Raw genomic sequence first — 15,121 nt, 5'->3', positions numbered from 1 at the left:
AGAAGGCGCGGTGTGGCCGGCGGCCCGAAATTCAGCGGCGATTATGCGTAACGCCTTCCATGGACGAATTTGAAAAACGGAAAGACTGAGTTTCAGAAAACGCATGAGCGCGAATGTGCCGCCAGAGCGGCTTCGCAAGGCTTCGAGATGCGATGGCGTTGTTTTTTTGCGCCGAACTTTCCTGATTGATAAGAATGACTAAGTAAATATCGAAACTGAGATTCGTCCGTGAACGATTAAACATTTCTTCATTTTCGTGCGGATGTTTGGCGAAAGTCGCGCCTCTATCCTTGCCTCACGAGTCGCAACGCGATTCGATGCCGGAACGGGCAACGCTTCCGGCCATGAACCGATGGCCCCGGCCCGTGAGGCCGCACAGGAGAAACGAGGTGAAGATATTCAAGAGCGGCGCGTGCGTCGCAATCATGCTGTCGATATCGGCGCTTGCGCATGCGCAGACGGCGGCGAGCGCACCGCAAGCGAGCGTGCAGCAGTTGGCAAGCGCACAAGTCCCCCAGGCCGATGCGGCGATCACGCGCGCACAGGTGCGTCACGAACTGGTGCATGCCGAGCGCGACGGGCAGATCCAGACGCTCGATCGAACGCTCTACGCGCACCACTAACGCCGCCCGCGTGCTCCCGTCGCGGCGAAGCAGGCCGCGCGTCGTGACGGAACCTCGTAACGCGGCCTGTCAACGTCGGCTCATCGCATACCATTCATGAAATCACGCATTCTTTCTTACGTGCTGCGCGCCACGCTGTGCGTTACTGTCGCCGCTGCCTTCTCCGGATGCGCGAACCTGCATCCGCAGCCCAACGGTCCCGGCGATTGCGTCGGGCCGGCCGACTTCTGCGTGCCGTTCTTTGGCTCCTGATTCGCGCGGTCGTTTCGTCTTGCAGCCGTGTTCGCGCGCCGCTTGGGGTCTGCGGCGGCGCGCATAATACGCGTTCGGGTGGCACATCCACGATCCGCATGTACGAGGAGACCCATGAATCGCGATATCCGCACCGACGCCGAAGTCCTTGCATCATGGCAGCGCAACGCGACGCCCTGGATCGCCGCCGTGCGCGGCGGCGAGATCGCGAGCCGCCGGCTCGCGACGGACGCAGCGGTGCTCGACGCCGTGCTCGCGTGCACACCGCGCAGCGTGATCGATCTCGGCTGCGGCGAAGGCTGGCTCGCGCTGGCGCTCGCGCGCCGCGGCGTCGCGGTCACGGGCGTCGACGCGGTGCCCGAACTCGTGGAGGCCGCGCGCGAGGCGGGACTCGCGGACTGCCGCCTGCTGACGTACGAGCAGGTCGCGCAGGGCGCATTGCGCTGCCGCGCCGATGCGGTGGTGTGCAACTTCTCGCTGATCGGAGCGACCTGCGTCGATGATCTGCTGCGCGCGATGCCCACGCTGCTGGAGCCGCAAGGCACGCTCATCGTGCAGACGCTGCATCCGCTCATGGCATGCGGCGATGAACCTTATGTCGATGGCTGGCGCGCCGGATCGTGGGCCGGATTCAGCCCTGCGTTTCGCGACGCGCCGCCGTGGTACTTTCGCACGCTGGAAAGCTGGATCGCGTTGCTCGAAGCAAGCGGTCTCGCTTTGCGCGCGTTGCGCGAGCCGCTCGACCCACGCAGCGGCAAGCCCGCTTCGGTGTTGTTGATGGCGCAACGGCGCGGCTGACAAAAGAGGAGGCCGAGACAGTGGCGATGACTTCTCACGTCTAGATCGGCGTCATAGCCACGTCGAGACCTCGATCGATGAACTCCGCGCGCTGCTCACGTCGAAACGCCGAACAGCTGAACGACCACGCCACGCAACCAGCGATTCCCCGCCTCGTGGTGATATCGCGCATGCCAGTGTTGCCGCACGGCGAATCCATCCACGGGAATCGGGCACGAATGGACGGCCAGATCGCCCGCCTGCGCGAGCGTTTCGCCGATGTGACGCGGCAGCGTCGCGACCAGGTCGGTGGTCTGGACGATCGTTCCGAGCCCGAGGAAACCCGGCAGTTGCAGCACGACATCACGCTCGATCCGCTCGCGCGCCAACGCCTGTTCGAGCAACTGCGCACCCGTGCCCGATTCGATGGCGACGTGCCCCTCTGCACGGTACTGCTTCAAATCGAGCCGCCCGCGAATGCGCGGGTGATGGCGGTTGGTCAGGCACACCCAGTCCTGTAGATAGAGCTGCTGCTGATAAATGCCGCCGCTGAGCCACGGCACATAGCCGATCGCGAGGTCGGCTTCACCCGACTCCAGCGCACGCTCCGTGTTGCCGTCGATTCCCGCCGCCTCGAGCCGGATACCGGGCGCCTGCGCGCGCACATGCGCGAGCAGGCGCGGCAGCAGCGTAATGTGGCTCGCATCCGTCATGCAGATGCGAAAGCGGCGCTGCGCCGTTGCAGGATCGAATGCGATCTCCCACGCAACGAAGCGCCTGAGCGATTCGAGTATCTCGCGGCAAGGCCCGATCAGCGCGTCGGCTTGCGGCGTCGGCGCCATGCCGCCAGGCGTGCGGATGAAAAGCGGGTCCTGCAAATGCTCGCGCAGCCGCCCGAGCCAGATGCTGATAGTCGGCTGGCTCTGCCCCAGTTGCTCGGCGACGCGCGTGACGCTGCGCGTGTCGTAGAGCAGGTCGAAGAGTTGCAGCAGCTTCAGATCGGGTAAATCGGGCGGCATCATGGCTCGGCGGGCATTATTGTCTGGCGTAATGATGTCATTGTAGTCATTGCATTGCCGATATGGGCGCCAACTCCTATCGTGTGCCTACACGTCAAGGAGAAGCCCTGTGAAGATTGCGATTCTCGGCGCCGGCGCACTAGGCTGCGCGATCGGCGCCACCCTCACGGACGGCGGCCACGAAACCTGGCTGCTGGACCGTTCGCCCGTCCATGTCGAAACGATGCGTCGCGACGGTCTGCAGGTCGACGACGAGAACGGCACGCGACGCGTCCCTGTGCGAGCCGCGACCCTGGCGAGCGACGTCGGCGTCGCCGACGTGGTCGTCGTGCTGGTCAAGTCCTTCCACACCGACGCGGCGATGCGCGGCGCACTCGCGCTGATCGGGCCTGAAACGCTCGTGCTGTCGCTGCAGAACGGACTCGGGCACGAAGACGTGCTCGCCGATATCGTGGGCCGCGAGCGTGTGCTGGCAGGCAAGACGTATGTCGGCGGCGTGTTGCGCGGTCCGGGGCATGTCCAGTCGGGTGTGACCGGCAAAGCGACCTATATCGGCGAACTCGATGGGCGGATCACGCCCCGGGTGCAGGCGATCGCCGAGGCTTTCAACGCCGCCGGGCTGATGACCACGGTCAGCGACAACATCATGGGCACGATGTGGGACAAGCTGCTCGTCAACGTCGCCACGGGCGCGATCACTGGCATCACGCGTCTCACCTACGGCCAGCTTTACGACGAGCCGTTGTTGAAGGCGACGGCGCTCGCTGCCATCGGCGAAGCCATGGCGGCAGCACAGGCGGCGGGCATCACGCTTTCGATGACGGACCCCGAACAGGCTTGGGCACTTGCGGCCGAAGGTCTCTCTCCCGCGTTCAAGACGTCGATGCTGCAAAGCCTCGAAAAAGGCTCAGTCACGGAGATCGATTTCATCAACGGCTCGGTGGTGCGCTGGGGACAACGGCTCGGCGTGCCGACGCCCGTCAACGCGACGCTGGTGGCATGCATCAAGGGCATCGAACGCGCGATGGCCGACGAGCAGCGCAAGGAGGCAACGGCATGAGCGGCTCGAAGGCTTATCTGGAGCACGTCGCGATCTGGGTGAAGGACGTCCACTGGCATATCCGCTTCTTCGAAGACGCGCTCGGCATGACCCTGCGCGAAGTCGATGGCACCGTCGACGCGCCGAGTCAGTACTGGACGATTGGTGGCCTGCAGTTCATTCATGCGCCGCAATACGAAGGGCCTGAAGGGCGCCTCGCGCATCTTGGCGTCATGTGTGAAGACCTGGAAGCGGCGTTGGCTGCGGCCCAGGCCTATGGTGTCAGCGAGATGCCGCAGGGTCGCAACTGGCTGCGCCTGCCCGATGGCCTTGCCGTCGAACTGATTCAGGCGAGGCCCGCGTCGTGTGTCGCGCAGGCGCTGAGCATCAACCCGCGCGCGGAGGCATGAGTATGACGATCATCGACAAGTACTGGGACGACGCCCGCGAAGGCGACGAGTGCGTGAGCCCGAACTACATCGTGACGAAGGAGCGCATTCTCGCGTACGCCGACCTCACGGGCGACCATACGCCCGTGCACGTGGACGAGGCGTATGCCAACGCGAGCCACTTTGGCTGTCTCGTCGCGCATGGACTCTTCGGGCTCTCGATTGCGGATGGCCTCAAGACCCAGAGCGACTATCGCTTCCTGCCCGGCATGTCACTCGGGTGGACCTGGGATTTCCTGCTACCCATCAAGGTCAACGACGTGCTGCATGTGAAGTTTCGCGTTGGCGCGATGCGGCCGAGCAACAGCCGTCCGGGCTGGGGCATCGTCGCGCTGCCATCGGAGCTGATCAATCAGGATGACCAGGTAGTTCAACGCGGCGAGCATCGTCTGATGGTGCCGCGTCGGCCGCGGGCGTTCTGATGCAGGCCCGTCCACTCGAAGGCATACGCGTTGTCGACTATAGCCACTTCCTCGCTGGTCCCTACGTGGGCCGCTGCCTTGCGGCGCTCGGCGCCGAAGTCATCAAGGTCGAGCGCCCCGGCAGTGGCGACGCGGGACGCCAGCACGCGACCGTGCTCGACGACCAGCAAAGCGGCTACTTCCTGCAACTGAACATGGGCAAGCGCGGCGTCAGCGTCAACATGAAAGATGCGCGCGGCAAGGAGTTCATGCGTCGCCTGTGCGACTCGGCGGATGTGTTCGTCGAGAACTACCGCCCCGGCGCGCTGGACAAGCTAGGGCTGGGCTATGAGGCGTTATCGGCGCGCAATCCGGGTCTCGTCTACTGCTCGATCTCGGCATACGGTCATACGGGCCCCGACGCACATCGCGCCGGTTTCGGCCTGATTGCGGAGGCGAAGAGCGGCGTCATGCAGATGGTGGGCACGCCGGGCGAACCGCCTCCGCTGCTGCGCATTTCGCTCGGCGACATGTACACGGGCATTCACGCGGTGGCGGCGATCAACGCGGCGCTGCTCGGGCGGGTGAAGAGCGGCCGCGGCCAGCACATCGACATGGCGCTGTACGACACGCTCGTTTCGATGCACGAGTACGCGGTGCAGTGCTACACGCTGCGAGGCGTGCTGCCGGAACAGACGGGCCACGACATGCCGACCTCGACGCTTTATGGCGTGTTTCGCGCAGCAGACGGCGACCTTGTGATCGCGGCGCAAGTGGACGATGCATGGAAACGCCTCGCCGCGTTGATCGAATTGCATGGCGGGCCCGCTGGATTCGGCAGCGATTCGCGCTTTCACGATAGCGTTGGCCGCAACGCGCATCGGCAGGCGATTCTCTCCGTCGTGCAGCCGTGGGTCGCGGCACGGCCCGTCGCAAAGGTGCTCGAATTGCTCGATGGCATCGATGTGCCTTGCGCGAAGGTGCAGCGCATCGACGAAGTGCTCGACGATCCGCAGATCCAGGCGCGCGGCATGGTGGTCGAGCAGCATCATCCGCGTTACGGAACGCTGCGTCTGCCCAACCTGCCATTCCGCTTTTCTCATTGCGACACGACTATCCGCGACGTCGCGCCCGATCTCGGTCAGCACAACACGGAGGTCGCGCAATCGCTCGGCTTTTCCGTCGCCGAAATCGACGCGATGCAAAGTGAAGGCGTTCTCTATTCGAAGTGAGACACCATGATTGACCAGTATGCAGTGATCGGCAACCCGATCGGACACACGAAGTCTCCGCTGATTCACGGCCTCTTTGCCGAAGCGACGCAACAGGCGATATCCTATGTCGCGATCGAAGGCCCGGTGGACCCAGAGGATGGCTTCGCCAGGGTAGTGCACCAGTTCGCCGACGCAGGCGGCAAAGGCATGAACGTCACGGCGCCCTTCAAGCTGAAGGCATTCGCGCTTGCCGGCGAGCGCAGCGAACGCGCGGCGTTGGCGGGTGCGGCCAACGCACTCAAGTTCGAGAACGGCCGGATCTTTGCCGAGAATTTCGACGGGATTGGCTTGTTGCGCGATATCGAGGTCAATCTCGGCGTTCCGCTCGCCGGCAAACGTGTGTTGATGCTCGGTGCCGGCGGCGCGGCCCGAGGCGCGTTGCTGCCGTTTCTCGACGCGGGTCCCGCCGAACTGGTCATCGCCAACCGCGACGTAGCCAAGGGTGAGGCCTTGGCCGGCCAGTTTGGTGCACGTGGCGCTGCGTTGCGTGCTCGCGGCTACGCCGATCTGCCGGCGATGGGCCGATTCGATCTCGTGGTCAACGCGACCTCCGCGAGCCTGACGGGTGAGTTGCCGCCCGTCCCCCCGAGCGTGTTCAGTCCCGATGGCACCGCGTATGAGCTGGCGTACGGCAAGCGGCTCACACCGTTCCTGCGGCTCGCGCGCAATGCAGGCGTGCATGGCGTCGCCGACGGCGTCGGTATGCTGGTCGAGCAGGCCGCCGAAGCGTTTGCATGGTGGCGCGGCGTGCGTCCGCAAACGGCAGCCGTTATCGATCGTCTGACCGTGCCGCTCGACTAAGCGTGCAAAGGAAAACCCGATGAAGAACGTCCTGATGCTTCATGGCATCAATCACAACATGTTCGGCAAGCGCGACCCCGCGCAGTACGGAACGGTGACGCTCGCCGATATCGATGCCAGGTTGCAGGCGCTGGGCGAAGAACTGGGCGTGCAGGTCGAGTCGTTCCAGACGAACAGCGAAGCGGCGATGTGCGAGCGTATCCATCGCGCTTATGAAGAAGGCAAGGACGCCGTGTTGATCAACGCCGGCGCATGGACGCATTACAGTTACGGTATCCGCGACGCGCTCGCGGTCCTGACCTGTCCGGTCGTCGAGCTGCATATGTCGAACATTCATGCGAGGGAGCCTTTCCGGCACCATTCGGTGTTCACCGATATCGTTAAAGGACAGATTTGCGGGTTCGGGATCGAGAGCTATCTGCTCGCCTTGCGGGCGGTCCGTGCGGAGATCCGTGGTTGAGCGCCGCGCCGCGGCTTCAACAGCCGGCGCGCAATACAATTGGCGCCGAATCACAACGACGTAGGCATCGCGGCTGACACCGGCTTGTGCGCCGCTGAAAAAGAGGAGGCAGAGACGATGGCGATGATTTCTCACGTCTACATCGGCGTGAACGATTTCGAGCAGGCATTTACGTTTTATTCCCCAATCATGCAGGCGCTGGGCTTTGCGCTGAAGTTCCGTGAGCCCGACTACCCCTGGGCGGGCTGGATGGAACCGGGCGTGCCGCGCCCGCTCTTTCTGGTGGGGCGGCCGTGGGACGCCGACGCCGCACAACCCGGCAACGGCCAGATGGTCGCGCTGCTCGCGCCTTCGCGCGCGGCCGTGGACGCCGCTTACGCCGCCGCGCTCGCGCACGGCGGCGCCGACGAGGGCGCGCCCGGCCTGCGCCCGCATTACCACGCGAACTACTACGGCGCGTACGTCCGCGACCCCGAAGGCAACAAGCTCTGCGTCTGTTGCCACGATCCCGTCGGTCATTGACTCGCCGCGGCACGAGCCATCACACGGGCGTCCTGGTCGCTGTGCTACCCTTGCCCTGCCTTGGGCCGAGGGTGCTTGCGCGCGTGTGAACGACCGCCGGCGGACGGCCCGGTGCATCGAAGTCGAAAATCGAAGTCCTGAACCAAAAGTCCCGAGCCGCGCCGCATCGCGCGCATGCGCAGGGACCACGATCAATAACAGGAAGAAGACCCAGATGAAAAAGCACGACACACAACGCGCAAGCGCGCGCGGCCGCTTGCGCACGGCGATGGCCGCCGTGTTGCTGGCGGGCGGCGCCCAAGCCGCGCATGCCGCCACCGAAATCCAGTTCTGGCACGCCATGGAGTCCCAACTCGGCGAGCGCGTGAACGAGATCGCGCAGCAGTTCAACGCCTCGCAGAGCGAATACAAGATCGTGCCCGTCTTCAAGGGCACCTACGACCAGACGCTCGCCGCCGGCATCGCGGCCTATCGCAGCGGCGACGCGCCCGCCATCCTGCAGGTGTATGAAGTCGGCACCGCCACGATGATGAACGCGAAGAAGGCCGTGCTGCCCGTGTACGACGTGATGAAGACCGCCGGCGTACCGCTCGACGAAAAGGGCTTCGTGCCGACCATCGCGAGCTACTACAGCGACGCGAAGACGGGCCATCTCGTGTCGATGCCGTTCAACAGCTCGACGCCGGTGCTCTACTACAACCGCGACGCCTTCAAGAAGGCGGGGCTTCCCGATGCGCCGCCGAAGACCTGGCCCGAAGTCGCCGCGGACGCCGCGAAGCTCAAGGCTTCCGGCATGAGCTGCGGTTTCACCACGGGCTGGCAGGGCTGGATCCAGATCGAGAACTACAGCGCTTGGCATGGCGCGCCGATCGCGACGCGCAACAACGGCTTCGACGGCCTCGACGCGCAGCTCGAAATCAACAAGCAGCTGCAGGTCGCGCATATCGCCTTCCTGCAAGATATGGCGAAGCAGGGCACGTTCACCTACGTGGGGCGCAAGGACGAAGCCAACGCCAAGTTCTATAGCGGCGACTGCGGGATCATGATGGGCTCCTCGGGCGCGCTCGCGAACGTCCAGCAATATGCGAAGTTCAAGTTCGGCACCGGCATGATGCCGTATGACCCGAGCGTGAAGGGCGCGCCGCAAAACGCCATCATCGGCGGGGCGAGCCTGTGGGTGCTGGGCGGCAAGAACCCCGAGGTCTACAAGGGCGTGGCGAAGTTCCTCTCGTACCTGAGCTCGCCGGCCGTGGCCGCGAAGTGGCATCAGGACACGGGCTATCTGCCGGTCACGAAGGCCGCCTACGAACTCACGCAGCAGCAGGGCTTCTACGCGTCGCATCCGGGCGCCGACACGGCCACGAAGCAGATGCTCAACAAGGCGCCGCTGCCGTGGACCAAGGGCCTGCGCCTTGGCAACATGCCGCAGATCCGCACGATCGTCGACGAGGAACTCGAACAGGTGTGGACGGGCGCGAAGACGCCGCAGCAGGCGCTCGACTCGGCCAACTCGCGCGGCAACGAACTGCTCAGACGTTTCGAGCAGCAGGCGGCGAACTGACGTTCGCACGCTCGTGAAGCGATCCGGTGCTTCGGGTGAGGCATCGGGCAGCGCCCCAAAAGTCGGACGCCGGTCCGGTCTTTTGGGGCGCTTTGCATTTCGGCGCGTAGCGAAGGACTATGACGGCTTCGCGCTGCCGTTCCCGGTTGAAGGCGCAGGCGGCGTCCAGCCGTAGCCCAGCGCTTTGTACAGGTTCACGATTTCCGCGAGCTGCTGATCCTGAAGCTGCGACTGCTGCAACTGCGCATTGAAGAGACTGCGCTCGGCGTCGAGCACTTCCAGATAGCTCGTGTAGCCGCCTTCGTACAGGTCACGTCCCAGTGACGCGTATTGCGCAAGCGCGTCCACCTGACGCGTGGTCGCGCCGAGTTGATCGCGCGTGCGCGCCACGCCCACAAGCGCATTCTCGACATCGGCGAATGCCTGCTGGATCGTCTTCTCGTAGCTGAAAAGCGCTTCCTGCTGCACCGCTTCGGCCTGATGCACGGAACCCGCGATCGCACCGCCCTTGAAGATGGGTTGCGTAACCGCGCCCGCAAACGACCATACGCGGGCCGGCCCCAACCACAAGCCGGAGAGCGCGGTGCTCGCCGCGCCGAACATGCCCGTGAGCGAGATTTCGGGGAAGTACTGCGCGCGTGCCGCGCCGATCGACGCGTTCGCTGCAATGAGCGTCTGTTCGGCCTGCAGAACGTCGGGGCGGCGCTCCAGCAACGTGGAGGGCAACCCGGCGAGAATGGCCGGCGCGCTCAGGGCGGCGATTGCCTTGCCGCGGGGAATCGGGCCCGGATTCTGGCCGAGCAGCAGGGAAATGGCGTCCTCCTGCCGCGCGACCTGTTGCTGGATGGCGAACAGCGCAGCCTGCGCCGATTCGTACTCCGAGCGTGCCTGGCTTAGCTGCACCTGCGAGACGACACCGCCGGAATAGCGCTCCTCGAAAAGCGCCAGCGCGGCCTTGCGGCTCGTGACCGTCGATTGTGCGATCTGCGCCTGGTTGTCGTAGTCGCGCAGTTGCAGATACGACGTCGCGACATTCGAAATGATGGCGATGCGCGTGGCCTGCTGTGCGGCCTGCGTGCCGAGATAGTCGGCGCGCGCGGCCTCCGTCATGCGCCGCAGCCGGCCGAACAGATCGATTTCCCACGAGACCATGCCGTTGAGCTGGAACTGGTTGGTGGTCACGGACGGAAAGCCGGCCAAAGGCACAGCGCGGCTTCGTGACGGATCGAAATTCACGCCCACCTCCGGGAAGAGGCCCGCACGCGTCGTGACGTAACGACCGTAGAACGCCTCGACGCGCGCGGCCGCAATGGCGAGGTCCTTGTTCTGCGCGATCGCCTTCGCGATCAGGTCGTCGAGCACGGGGTCGTTGAACTGGCGCCACCACTCGAGCGAGGCATCGACGGGCTCGGCCTGCGGCGAGGCGTAACGGAAGGACGAGGGCGTCTCAACCGACGGACGATGATAGTCAGGCCCAACCGCGCAACCGCCGAAGCACACCACGCCAACGATCAACGCAAGAGGGCGCAGCGTGCAATAGAAACGTGTCGTCATCGCTTAGTCCTCCTGTGAACGTGTTGCAGACGTCGCGGCTTCACCCTTGCTGCGCGCCGAAAGCGTTTCGAGACCCCAGAAGAACATGGGAATGAAGAAGAGCGCGATCAGCGTGGCGCCGAGCATGCCGAACACCACACCGGTGCCGAGCGAGCGCCGGCTCGCCGCCGATGCGCCACTCGCGATGGCGAGCGGCACGCACCCCAGGATGAACGCGAGCGAGGTCATGACGATCGGACGCAGGCGCATCTTCGCGGCCTTCACCGCGGCCTCGAACGGCGAAAGCCCTTCCTTCTCGCGCATCTCCACGGCGAACTCGAAGATCAGAATGGCGTTCTTCGCCGCTAGCGCGATCAGCACGGTCAGGCCGATCTGGAAGTACACGTCGTCTTCCATGCCGCGCAGCAGAAGACCCACGAGCGCGCCGAAAATCGCGAACGGCACGGCCAGCAGCACGCCCAACGGCAGCGACCACTTTTCGTACTGCGCGGCGAGGATCAGGAACACCATGAGCAGCGCGAAGCCGAACACCAGCCCCGCGGTCGAGCCCGCCTTCTTTTCCTCATAGGACTGCCCGCTCCACGCGTAGCTGTAGCCTTCGCCAAGCGTTTCCTTCGCGATCTGCTCCATTGCGGCGATCGCTTCGCCCGAGCTGTGGCCCGGCGCCGCATCGCCGGTGATCTGGGCCGCCGGGAAGTTGTTGAAGCGCGTGACGATGTCGGAGCCGGGCACAAAGTGGAAGGTCGTCACGGCCTTGATCGGCACCATCTGTCCGGTGTGATTGCGCACGTAAAGCTGCTGGATGTCCTCAGGCTGCATGCGGTACTGCGGTTCGGCCTGCACGATCACCTGGAAGAGGCGGCTGTCCTTCGGGAACTGGCTTACATACGAGGACCCGAACATCGTTTGCAGCGCGGAATACACGTCCTGCACGGGCACGCCGAGCGACTCCGCGCGTTCGCGGTCCACTTCCACCATCAACTGGCGCGAACGCGAATTGATCGTGGCGTTCACGCCGCGCAGCGCCGGGTTCTGGCGCGCCTTTGCGATGAACTCGCGCACCTTGTCTTCGAGCTGCTGATAGGTGGCGTCGCCCGTGCTTTGCAGCCAGAACTCGAAGCCGCCCGTCGTGCCGAGGCCCGGAATCGAAGGCGGATTGAGCGGCACGACCACGCCGTCCCTGAAGCCCGAGAACACCTTGCTCGCGTCGCGGATCAAATCGGCGGCGGTGCCGTTCTCGCCGCGCGCATTGAAGCCCTTGAGCGCGATGAAGAGCGTGCCGGCGTTGGCCTTGTACTGCGAATCGATCAGGCTGTAGCCGCGCGCGCTCGCAACGGCGCTCACCGCCGGCTGCTTCGCGAACCAGTCCTCGGCCTTCTTCGAGAGGTCGTCGGTGCGGTCGAGACTCGCGGCGTCGGGCAGAACGACCGCGCCGAACAAATAGCCCTGATCTTCCACAGGCAGGAACGACGAGGGAATGTGCTTGAAGAGCCCGCCCGTCGCGATGAGCATCAAGGCGATCAGCGCGAGCGAGAGCATCACACGCCGTATCGCCGTCTTCACCCAGCTCGCATAGCCTTCGGTGAGACGTTCGAACTTGTCGTTGAACCAGCGGAAGAAGCGGTTCTTTTTCTGCTCGCCGGGTTTGAGCAGGATGGCGGCGAGCGCGGGCGAGAGCGTGAGCGCCACGAGACCCGAGAGCACCACCGAGACGGCGATCGTCACCGCGAACTGCTTGTAGAGCTGTCCCGTGATGCCCGAAAGGAACGCCACCGGAATGAACACCGCGAGCAGCACGAGCACGATGGCGACCACCGGCCCGCTCACTTCATCCATCGCGCGCTTGGCGGCTTCCCGCGGCGCGAGCTTGAACTCCGTCATGTTGCGCTCGACGTTCTCGAGCACGACGATCGCGTCGTCCACCACGATGCCGATGGCGAGCACCATGCCGAACAGTGTGAGCATGTTGATCGAAAAGCCGAACGCCGACATGCCGATGAACGCACCGATGATCGACACGGGCACGGCGAGCAGCGGCACGAGCGTGGCGCGAAAGCTCTGCAGGAACAGGAACACCACGATGATCACGAGAATCACGGCGTCGCGCAGCGTCTTCACGACTTCCATGATCGACTCGTGCACGAACTCGGTGGTGTCGAGCGCGATCTCGTATTTGAGGCCCGGCGGGAAGCTCTTGTTCAGATCGGCGAGCGTTTGCTTCACCTGCTTTGCCACCTGCAGCGCGTTGGCGCCCGGCTGCTGGTACACGGCGATCAGCGTGGCCGTCTTGCCGTTGAAGCGGCCGCGCAGCGTGTAGTCCTTCGCCCCCAGCTCGGTATGGCCGACGTCCTTCAGGCGCACGAGCGACGCGTCCTCGCCGGCACCCGCGCGCAGGATGATGTTGTCGAACTGTTCGGGTTCGGTCAGATGGCCCTGCGTCGCGACGGGGAAGGTCTGGTTCACAGGTCCGTTGGTCGGTGCCTGGCCAAGGCGGCCCCCCGAGAACTGCTGGTTCTGCGAGTTGATTGCGCTCTGCACGTCGTTGACGGTGATGCCGAGGCGAGCCATGCGGTCGGGCTTCAGCCACACGCGCATGGCGTAGTCGGCCGAGCCCAGAATGGCCGACTGGTTCGCGCCAGGAATGCGCTTGAGCGCGTCGAGCACGTACACGTTCGCGTAGTTCGCCACGTAGGCCTGGTCGTAGGCGTTATCGGGCGCATAGACCGCGATCACCATCATGAACGCCGACGAGCGCTTTTGCACCGACACGCCTTGCGACTTCACCGACTCCGGCAAATTGGGCAGCGCAAGGTTCACGCGGTTCTGCACGTCGACCTGGGCGAGCGACGGGTCGGTGCCGATGTTGAAATACGTGGTGAGCGTCATGTCGCCCGTCGAGGAACTCGACGAGTTCATGTACATCATGTTGTCCGCGCCGTTGACCTGCTGCTCGATCGGCGCAGCGACGTTTTGCGCCACGACGTCGGCGTTTGCGCCCGGATACGTCGTGCTCACGGTGATCTGCGGCGGCGAGATGTCCGGGAACTGCGCGATCGGCAGATTGAACATCGCCACGAAGCCCGCGACCACGAGCACGATCGAGATCACCGAGGCGAAGATCGGCCGCTCGATGAAGAAGTGGGAGAACTTCATCGCTTTAGCCTCCCGAGGCGCTGGATGCAGCGTTGGGTGCGGGCGCGGCGTGCACCCCTGCGGGTACGAGATGCTCGTTCACCGGCACGCCGGGCATGAGCCGCAACGTGTTGTCGACGATGACGTGATCGCCCGCGTGCAGGCCGGAGAGGATCAGCCAGGCGTTGCCGTTCCACTGGCCTGTCTCGACTGCGCGCTGCTGCGCCCGGCCGGCCTTGTCGATGGTCCACACGAACGCGCCGCGCGGCCCTTGCTGCACCGCGTTCTGCGGCACGGCGATCGCGTTCGGGCGCGTCGCGCCGATCAGGTGCACGCGCACGAACTGGCCGGGGCGCAGCGAACCCGTGCTGTTCATCACCACGGCGCGGATGCGGTAGGTACCGGTTTCCTCGCTCAGCGCTGCGTCGGTGAACGAGATGTGGCCGACCTGCGGGTAGGTGCTGCCGTCGGCGAGCACGATCTGCACCTCGAGCTTGCCGAGCGGCGGGAGCTTGAGCGTGCCGTTCTGCGTTTGCGTGCGCACGTCGAGCATCTCGTTTTCGGACAGCGAGAAGTTGATCCACATGGGATCGAGCTTGGCCACGTAAGTGAGCAGGCTGTTCGACGCGTCGATATACGAGCCGTCCTGCTTCTTCGCGAAGCTCGACAGGCCGGTGACGGGCGCCGTGATGGTGGCGTAGCCGAGATTGAGTTTCGCGCTCGTGACGTTCGCGCCGGCCTGTTCGAGCGCGGCGGCGGCGGCTTGTTGCTGGCCGATCGAGTCGTCGAGGTCCTTCTGGCTCAACGCGTTCTTCGCGGCGAGCGGACGCACACGGTTGAGGTTCGCCTGCGCGGTTGCGAGCCGCGCCTTCTGCTGCGCATACTCGGCCTGCGCGGCGTCTAGCGCGGCCTGGAAGGGCTTGCGGTCCATCACGAACATCACGTCACCCTGATGGACCAGCGTGCCTTCCTCGTACACGCGTTTTTCGAGAAACCCGTTCACGCGCGAGCGGATCTCGACCTGCTGGGAGCTTTCGGTCTGGCCGACATACTCGAAAGACACGGGCACGTCGCCGGGCGTGATCGCGATGGTATCGACGCTGGCGGTGTGCAGCGCGGCTTCGGGCGCTTTCGCCTTATGGCATGCACTGATGCCGAAACAGAGTCCGAGCGTCACGCTGGCCAAAGCGTATTGGATAGGTCGGGTCATTGGATTTTTCTCATAGGCGAAAGCGCCACGCGTGGGTTTATCTCCAT

The 15,121-nt window shown here is 64.6% G+C and carries 15 protein-coding genes; 11 read left to right on the top strand and 4 right to left on the bottom strand.

The window, feature by feature from the left end:
• Nucleotides 1-389: 389 nt before the first annotated feature.
• The 3 genes from VSR72_RS16735 to VSR72_RS16725 all read left to right on the top strand — a co-directional run bounded on the left by VSR72_RS16735 (nt 390) and on the right by VSR72_RS16725 (nt 1,673).
• Complete coding sequence (locus tag VSR72_RS16735; protein ID WP_342953442.1) at nt 390-623, top strand: DUF4148 domain-containing protein; 234 nt, start codon at nt 390-392, stop codon at nt 621-623.
• Between the two features lie 96 nt (nt 624-719).
• Nucleotides 720-875 carry a hypothetical protein gene (locus VSR72_RS16730; RefSeq protein WP_342953441.1) on the top strand — a complete coding sequence of 52 codons (156 nt, stop codon included), beginning with the start codon at nt 720-722 and terminating at the stop codon, nt 873-875.
• Between the two features lie 114 nt (nt 876-989).
• The gene (locus VSR72_RS16725) at nt 990-1,673 is read left to right on the top strand and encodes a methyltransferase domain-containing protein (protein ID WP_342953440.1); all 684 of its coding nucleotides are present in this window, start codon (nt 990-992) and stop codon (nt 1,671-1,673) included.
• A gap of 95 nt (nt 1,674-1,768) precedes the next feature.
• On the opposite strand, the gene VSR72_RS16720 is transcribed toward VSR72_RS16725, so the two are convergent.
• Nucleotides 1,769-2,674, bottom strand: a complete 906-nt coding sequence (locus tag VSR72_RS16720; RefSeq protein WP_342953439.1) for a LysR family transcriptional regulator — start codon at nt 2,672-2,674, stop codon at nt 1,769-1,771.
• A 106-nt stretch (nt 2,675-2,780) separates the two neighbouring features.
• Between VSR72_RS16720 and VSR72_RS16715 the strand changes: the two genes are divergently transcribed.
• The 8 genes from VSR72_RS16715 (at nt 2,781) to ugpB (ending at nt 9,178) form a co-directional block, all read left to right on the top strand.
• A complete protein-coding gene (locus VSR72_RS16715; RefSeq protein ID WP_342953438.1) occupies nt 2,781-3,731 on the top strand; it encodes a ketopantoate reductase family protein in 951 nt (316 codons plus the stop codon).
• Complete coding sequence (locus tag VSR72_RS16710; RefSeq protein WP_342953437.1) at nt 3,728-4,120, top strand: VOC family protein; 393 nt, start codon at nt 3,728-3,730, stop codon at nt 4,118-4,120. Before VSR72_RS16715 ends, VSR72_RS16710 begins: the two co-directional genes overlap by 4 nt.
• Before the next feature lie 2 nt (nt 4,121-4,122).
• A complete protein-coding gene (locus tag VSR72_RS16705) occupies nt 4,123-4,581 on the top strand; it encodes a MaoC family dehydratase (RefSeq protein ID WP_342953436.1) in 459 nt (152 codons plus the stop codon).
• Nucleotides 4,581-5,792: a CoA transferase gene (locus tag VSR72_RS16700; RefSeq protein WP_342953435.1), complete on the top strand. Its 1,212-nt coding sequence runs from the start codon at nt 4,581-4,583 to the stop codon at nt 5,790-5,792. The genes VSR72_RS16705 and VSR72_RS16700 overlap by 1 nt, the downstream gene beginning before the upstream one ends.
• Before the next feature lie 6 nt (nt 5,793-5,798).
• Nucleotides 5,799-6,635 carry a shikimate dehydrogenase gene (gene aroE / locus VSR72_RS16695; protein WP_342953434.1) on the top strand — a complete coding sequence of 279 codons (837 nt, stop codon included), beginning with the start codon at nt 5,799-5,801 and terminating at the stop codon, nt 6,633-6,635.
• Nucleotides 6,636-6,654: 19 nt separating this feature from the next.
• The gene (gene aroQ / locus VSR72_RS16690; RefSeq protein ID WP_342953433.1) at nt 6,655-7,095 is read left to right on the top strand and encodes a type II 3-dehydroquinate dehydratase; all 441 of its coding nucleotides are present in this window, start codon (nt 6,655-6,657) and stop codon (nt 7,093-7,095) included.
• Nucleotides 7,096-7,218: 123 nt separating this feature from the next.
• Nucleotides 7,219-7,617 carry a VOC family protein gene (locus VSR72_RS16685; protein WP_342953494.1) on the top strand — a complete coding sequence of 133 codons (399 nt, stop codon included), beginning with the start codon at nt 7,219-7,221 and terminating at the stop codon, nt 7,615-7,617.
• A 268-nt stretch (nt 7,618-7,885) separates the two neighbouring features.
• On the top strand, nt 7,886-9,178 hold the full coding sequence (ugpB, locus tag VSR72_RS16680; protein ID WP_342953493.1) for a sn-glycerol-3-phosphate ABC transporter substrate-binding protein UgpB: 1,293 nt from the start codon (nt 7,886-7,888) through the stop codon (nt 9,176-9,178).
• A 117-nt stretch (nt 9,179-9,295) separates the two neighbouring features.
• Here ugpB and VSR72_RS16675 read toward each other — a convergent pair whose 3' ends face one another.
• Genes VSR72_RS16675 through VSR72_RS16665 form a run of 3 tightly spaced genes read right to left on the bottom strand, consistent with a single transcriptional unit; the run spans nt 9,296 to nt 15,074 of the window.
• Nucleotides 9,296-10,732: an efflux transporter outer membrane subunit gene (locus tag VSR72_RS16675; protein ID WP_342953432.1), complete on the bottom strand. Its 1,437-nt coding sequence runs from the start codon at nt 10,730-10,732 to the stop codon at nt 9,296-9,298.
• A 3-nt stretch (nt 10,733-10,735) separates the two neighbouring features.
• Nucleotides 10,736-13,885 (bottom strand): multidrug efflux RND transporter permease subunit, encoded by a 3,150-nt coding sequence (locus VSR72_RS16670; protein ID WP_342953431.1) that lies wholly within the window; start codon nt 13,883-13,885, stop codon nt 10,736-10,738.
• Nucleotides 13,886-13,889: 4 nt separating this feature from the next.
• Nucleotides 13,890-15,074 carry an efflux RND transporter periplasmic adaptor subunit gene (locus VSR72_RS16665; RefSeq protein WP_342953430.1) on the bottom strand — a complete coding sequence of 395 codons (1,185 nt, stop codon included), beginning with the start codon at nt 15,072-15,074 and terminating at the stop codon, nt 13,890-13,892.
• Between the last annotated feature and the right edge of the window lie 47 nt (nt 15,075-15,121).

This window comes from Paraburkholderia sp. JHI869 (assembly GCF_038900775.1).
In the GTDB taxonomy this organism is placed as follows: Bacteria; Pseudomonadota; Gammaproteobacteria; order Burkholderiales; family Burkholderiaceae; genus Paraburkholderia.
Note: the sequence above shows the minus strand (reverse complement) of the source record. Positions and strands in the feature narration are given on the sequence as shown.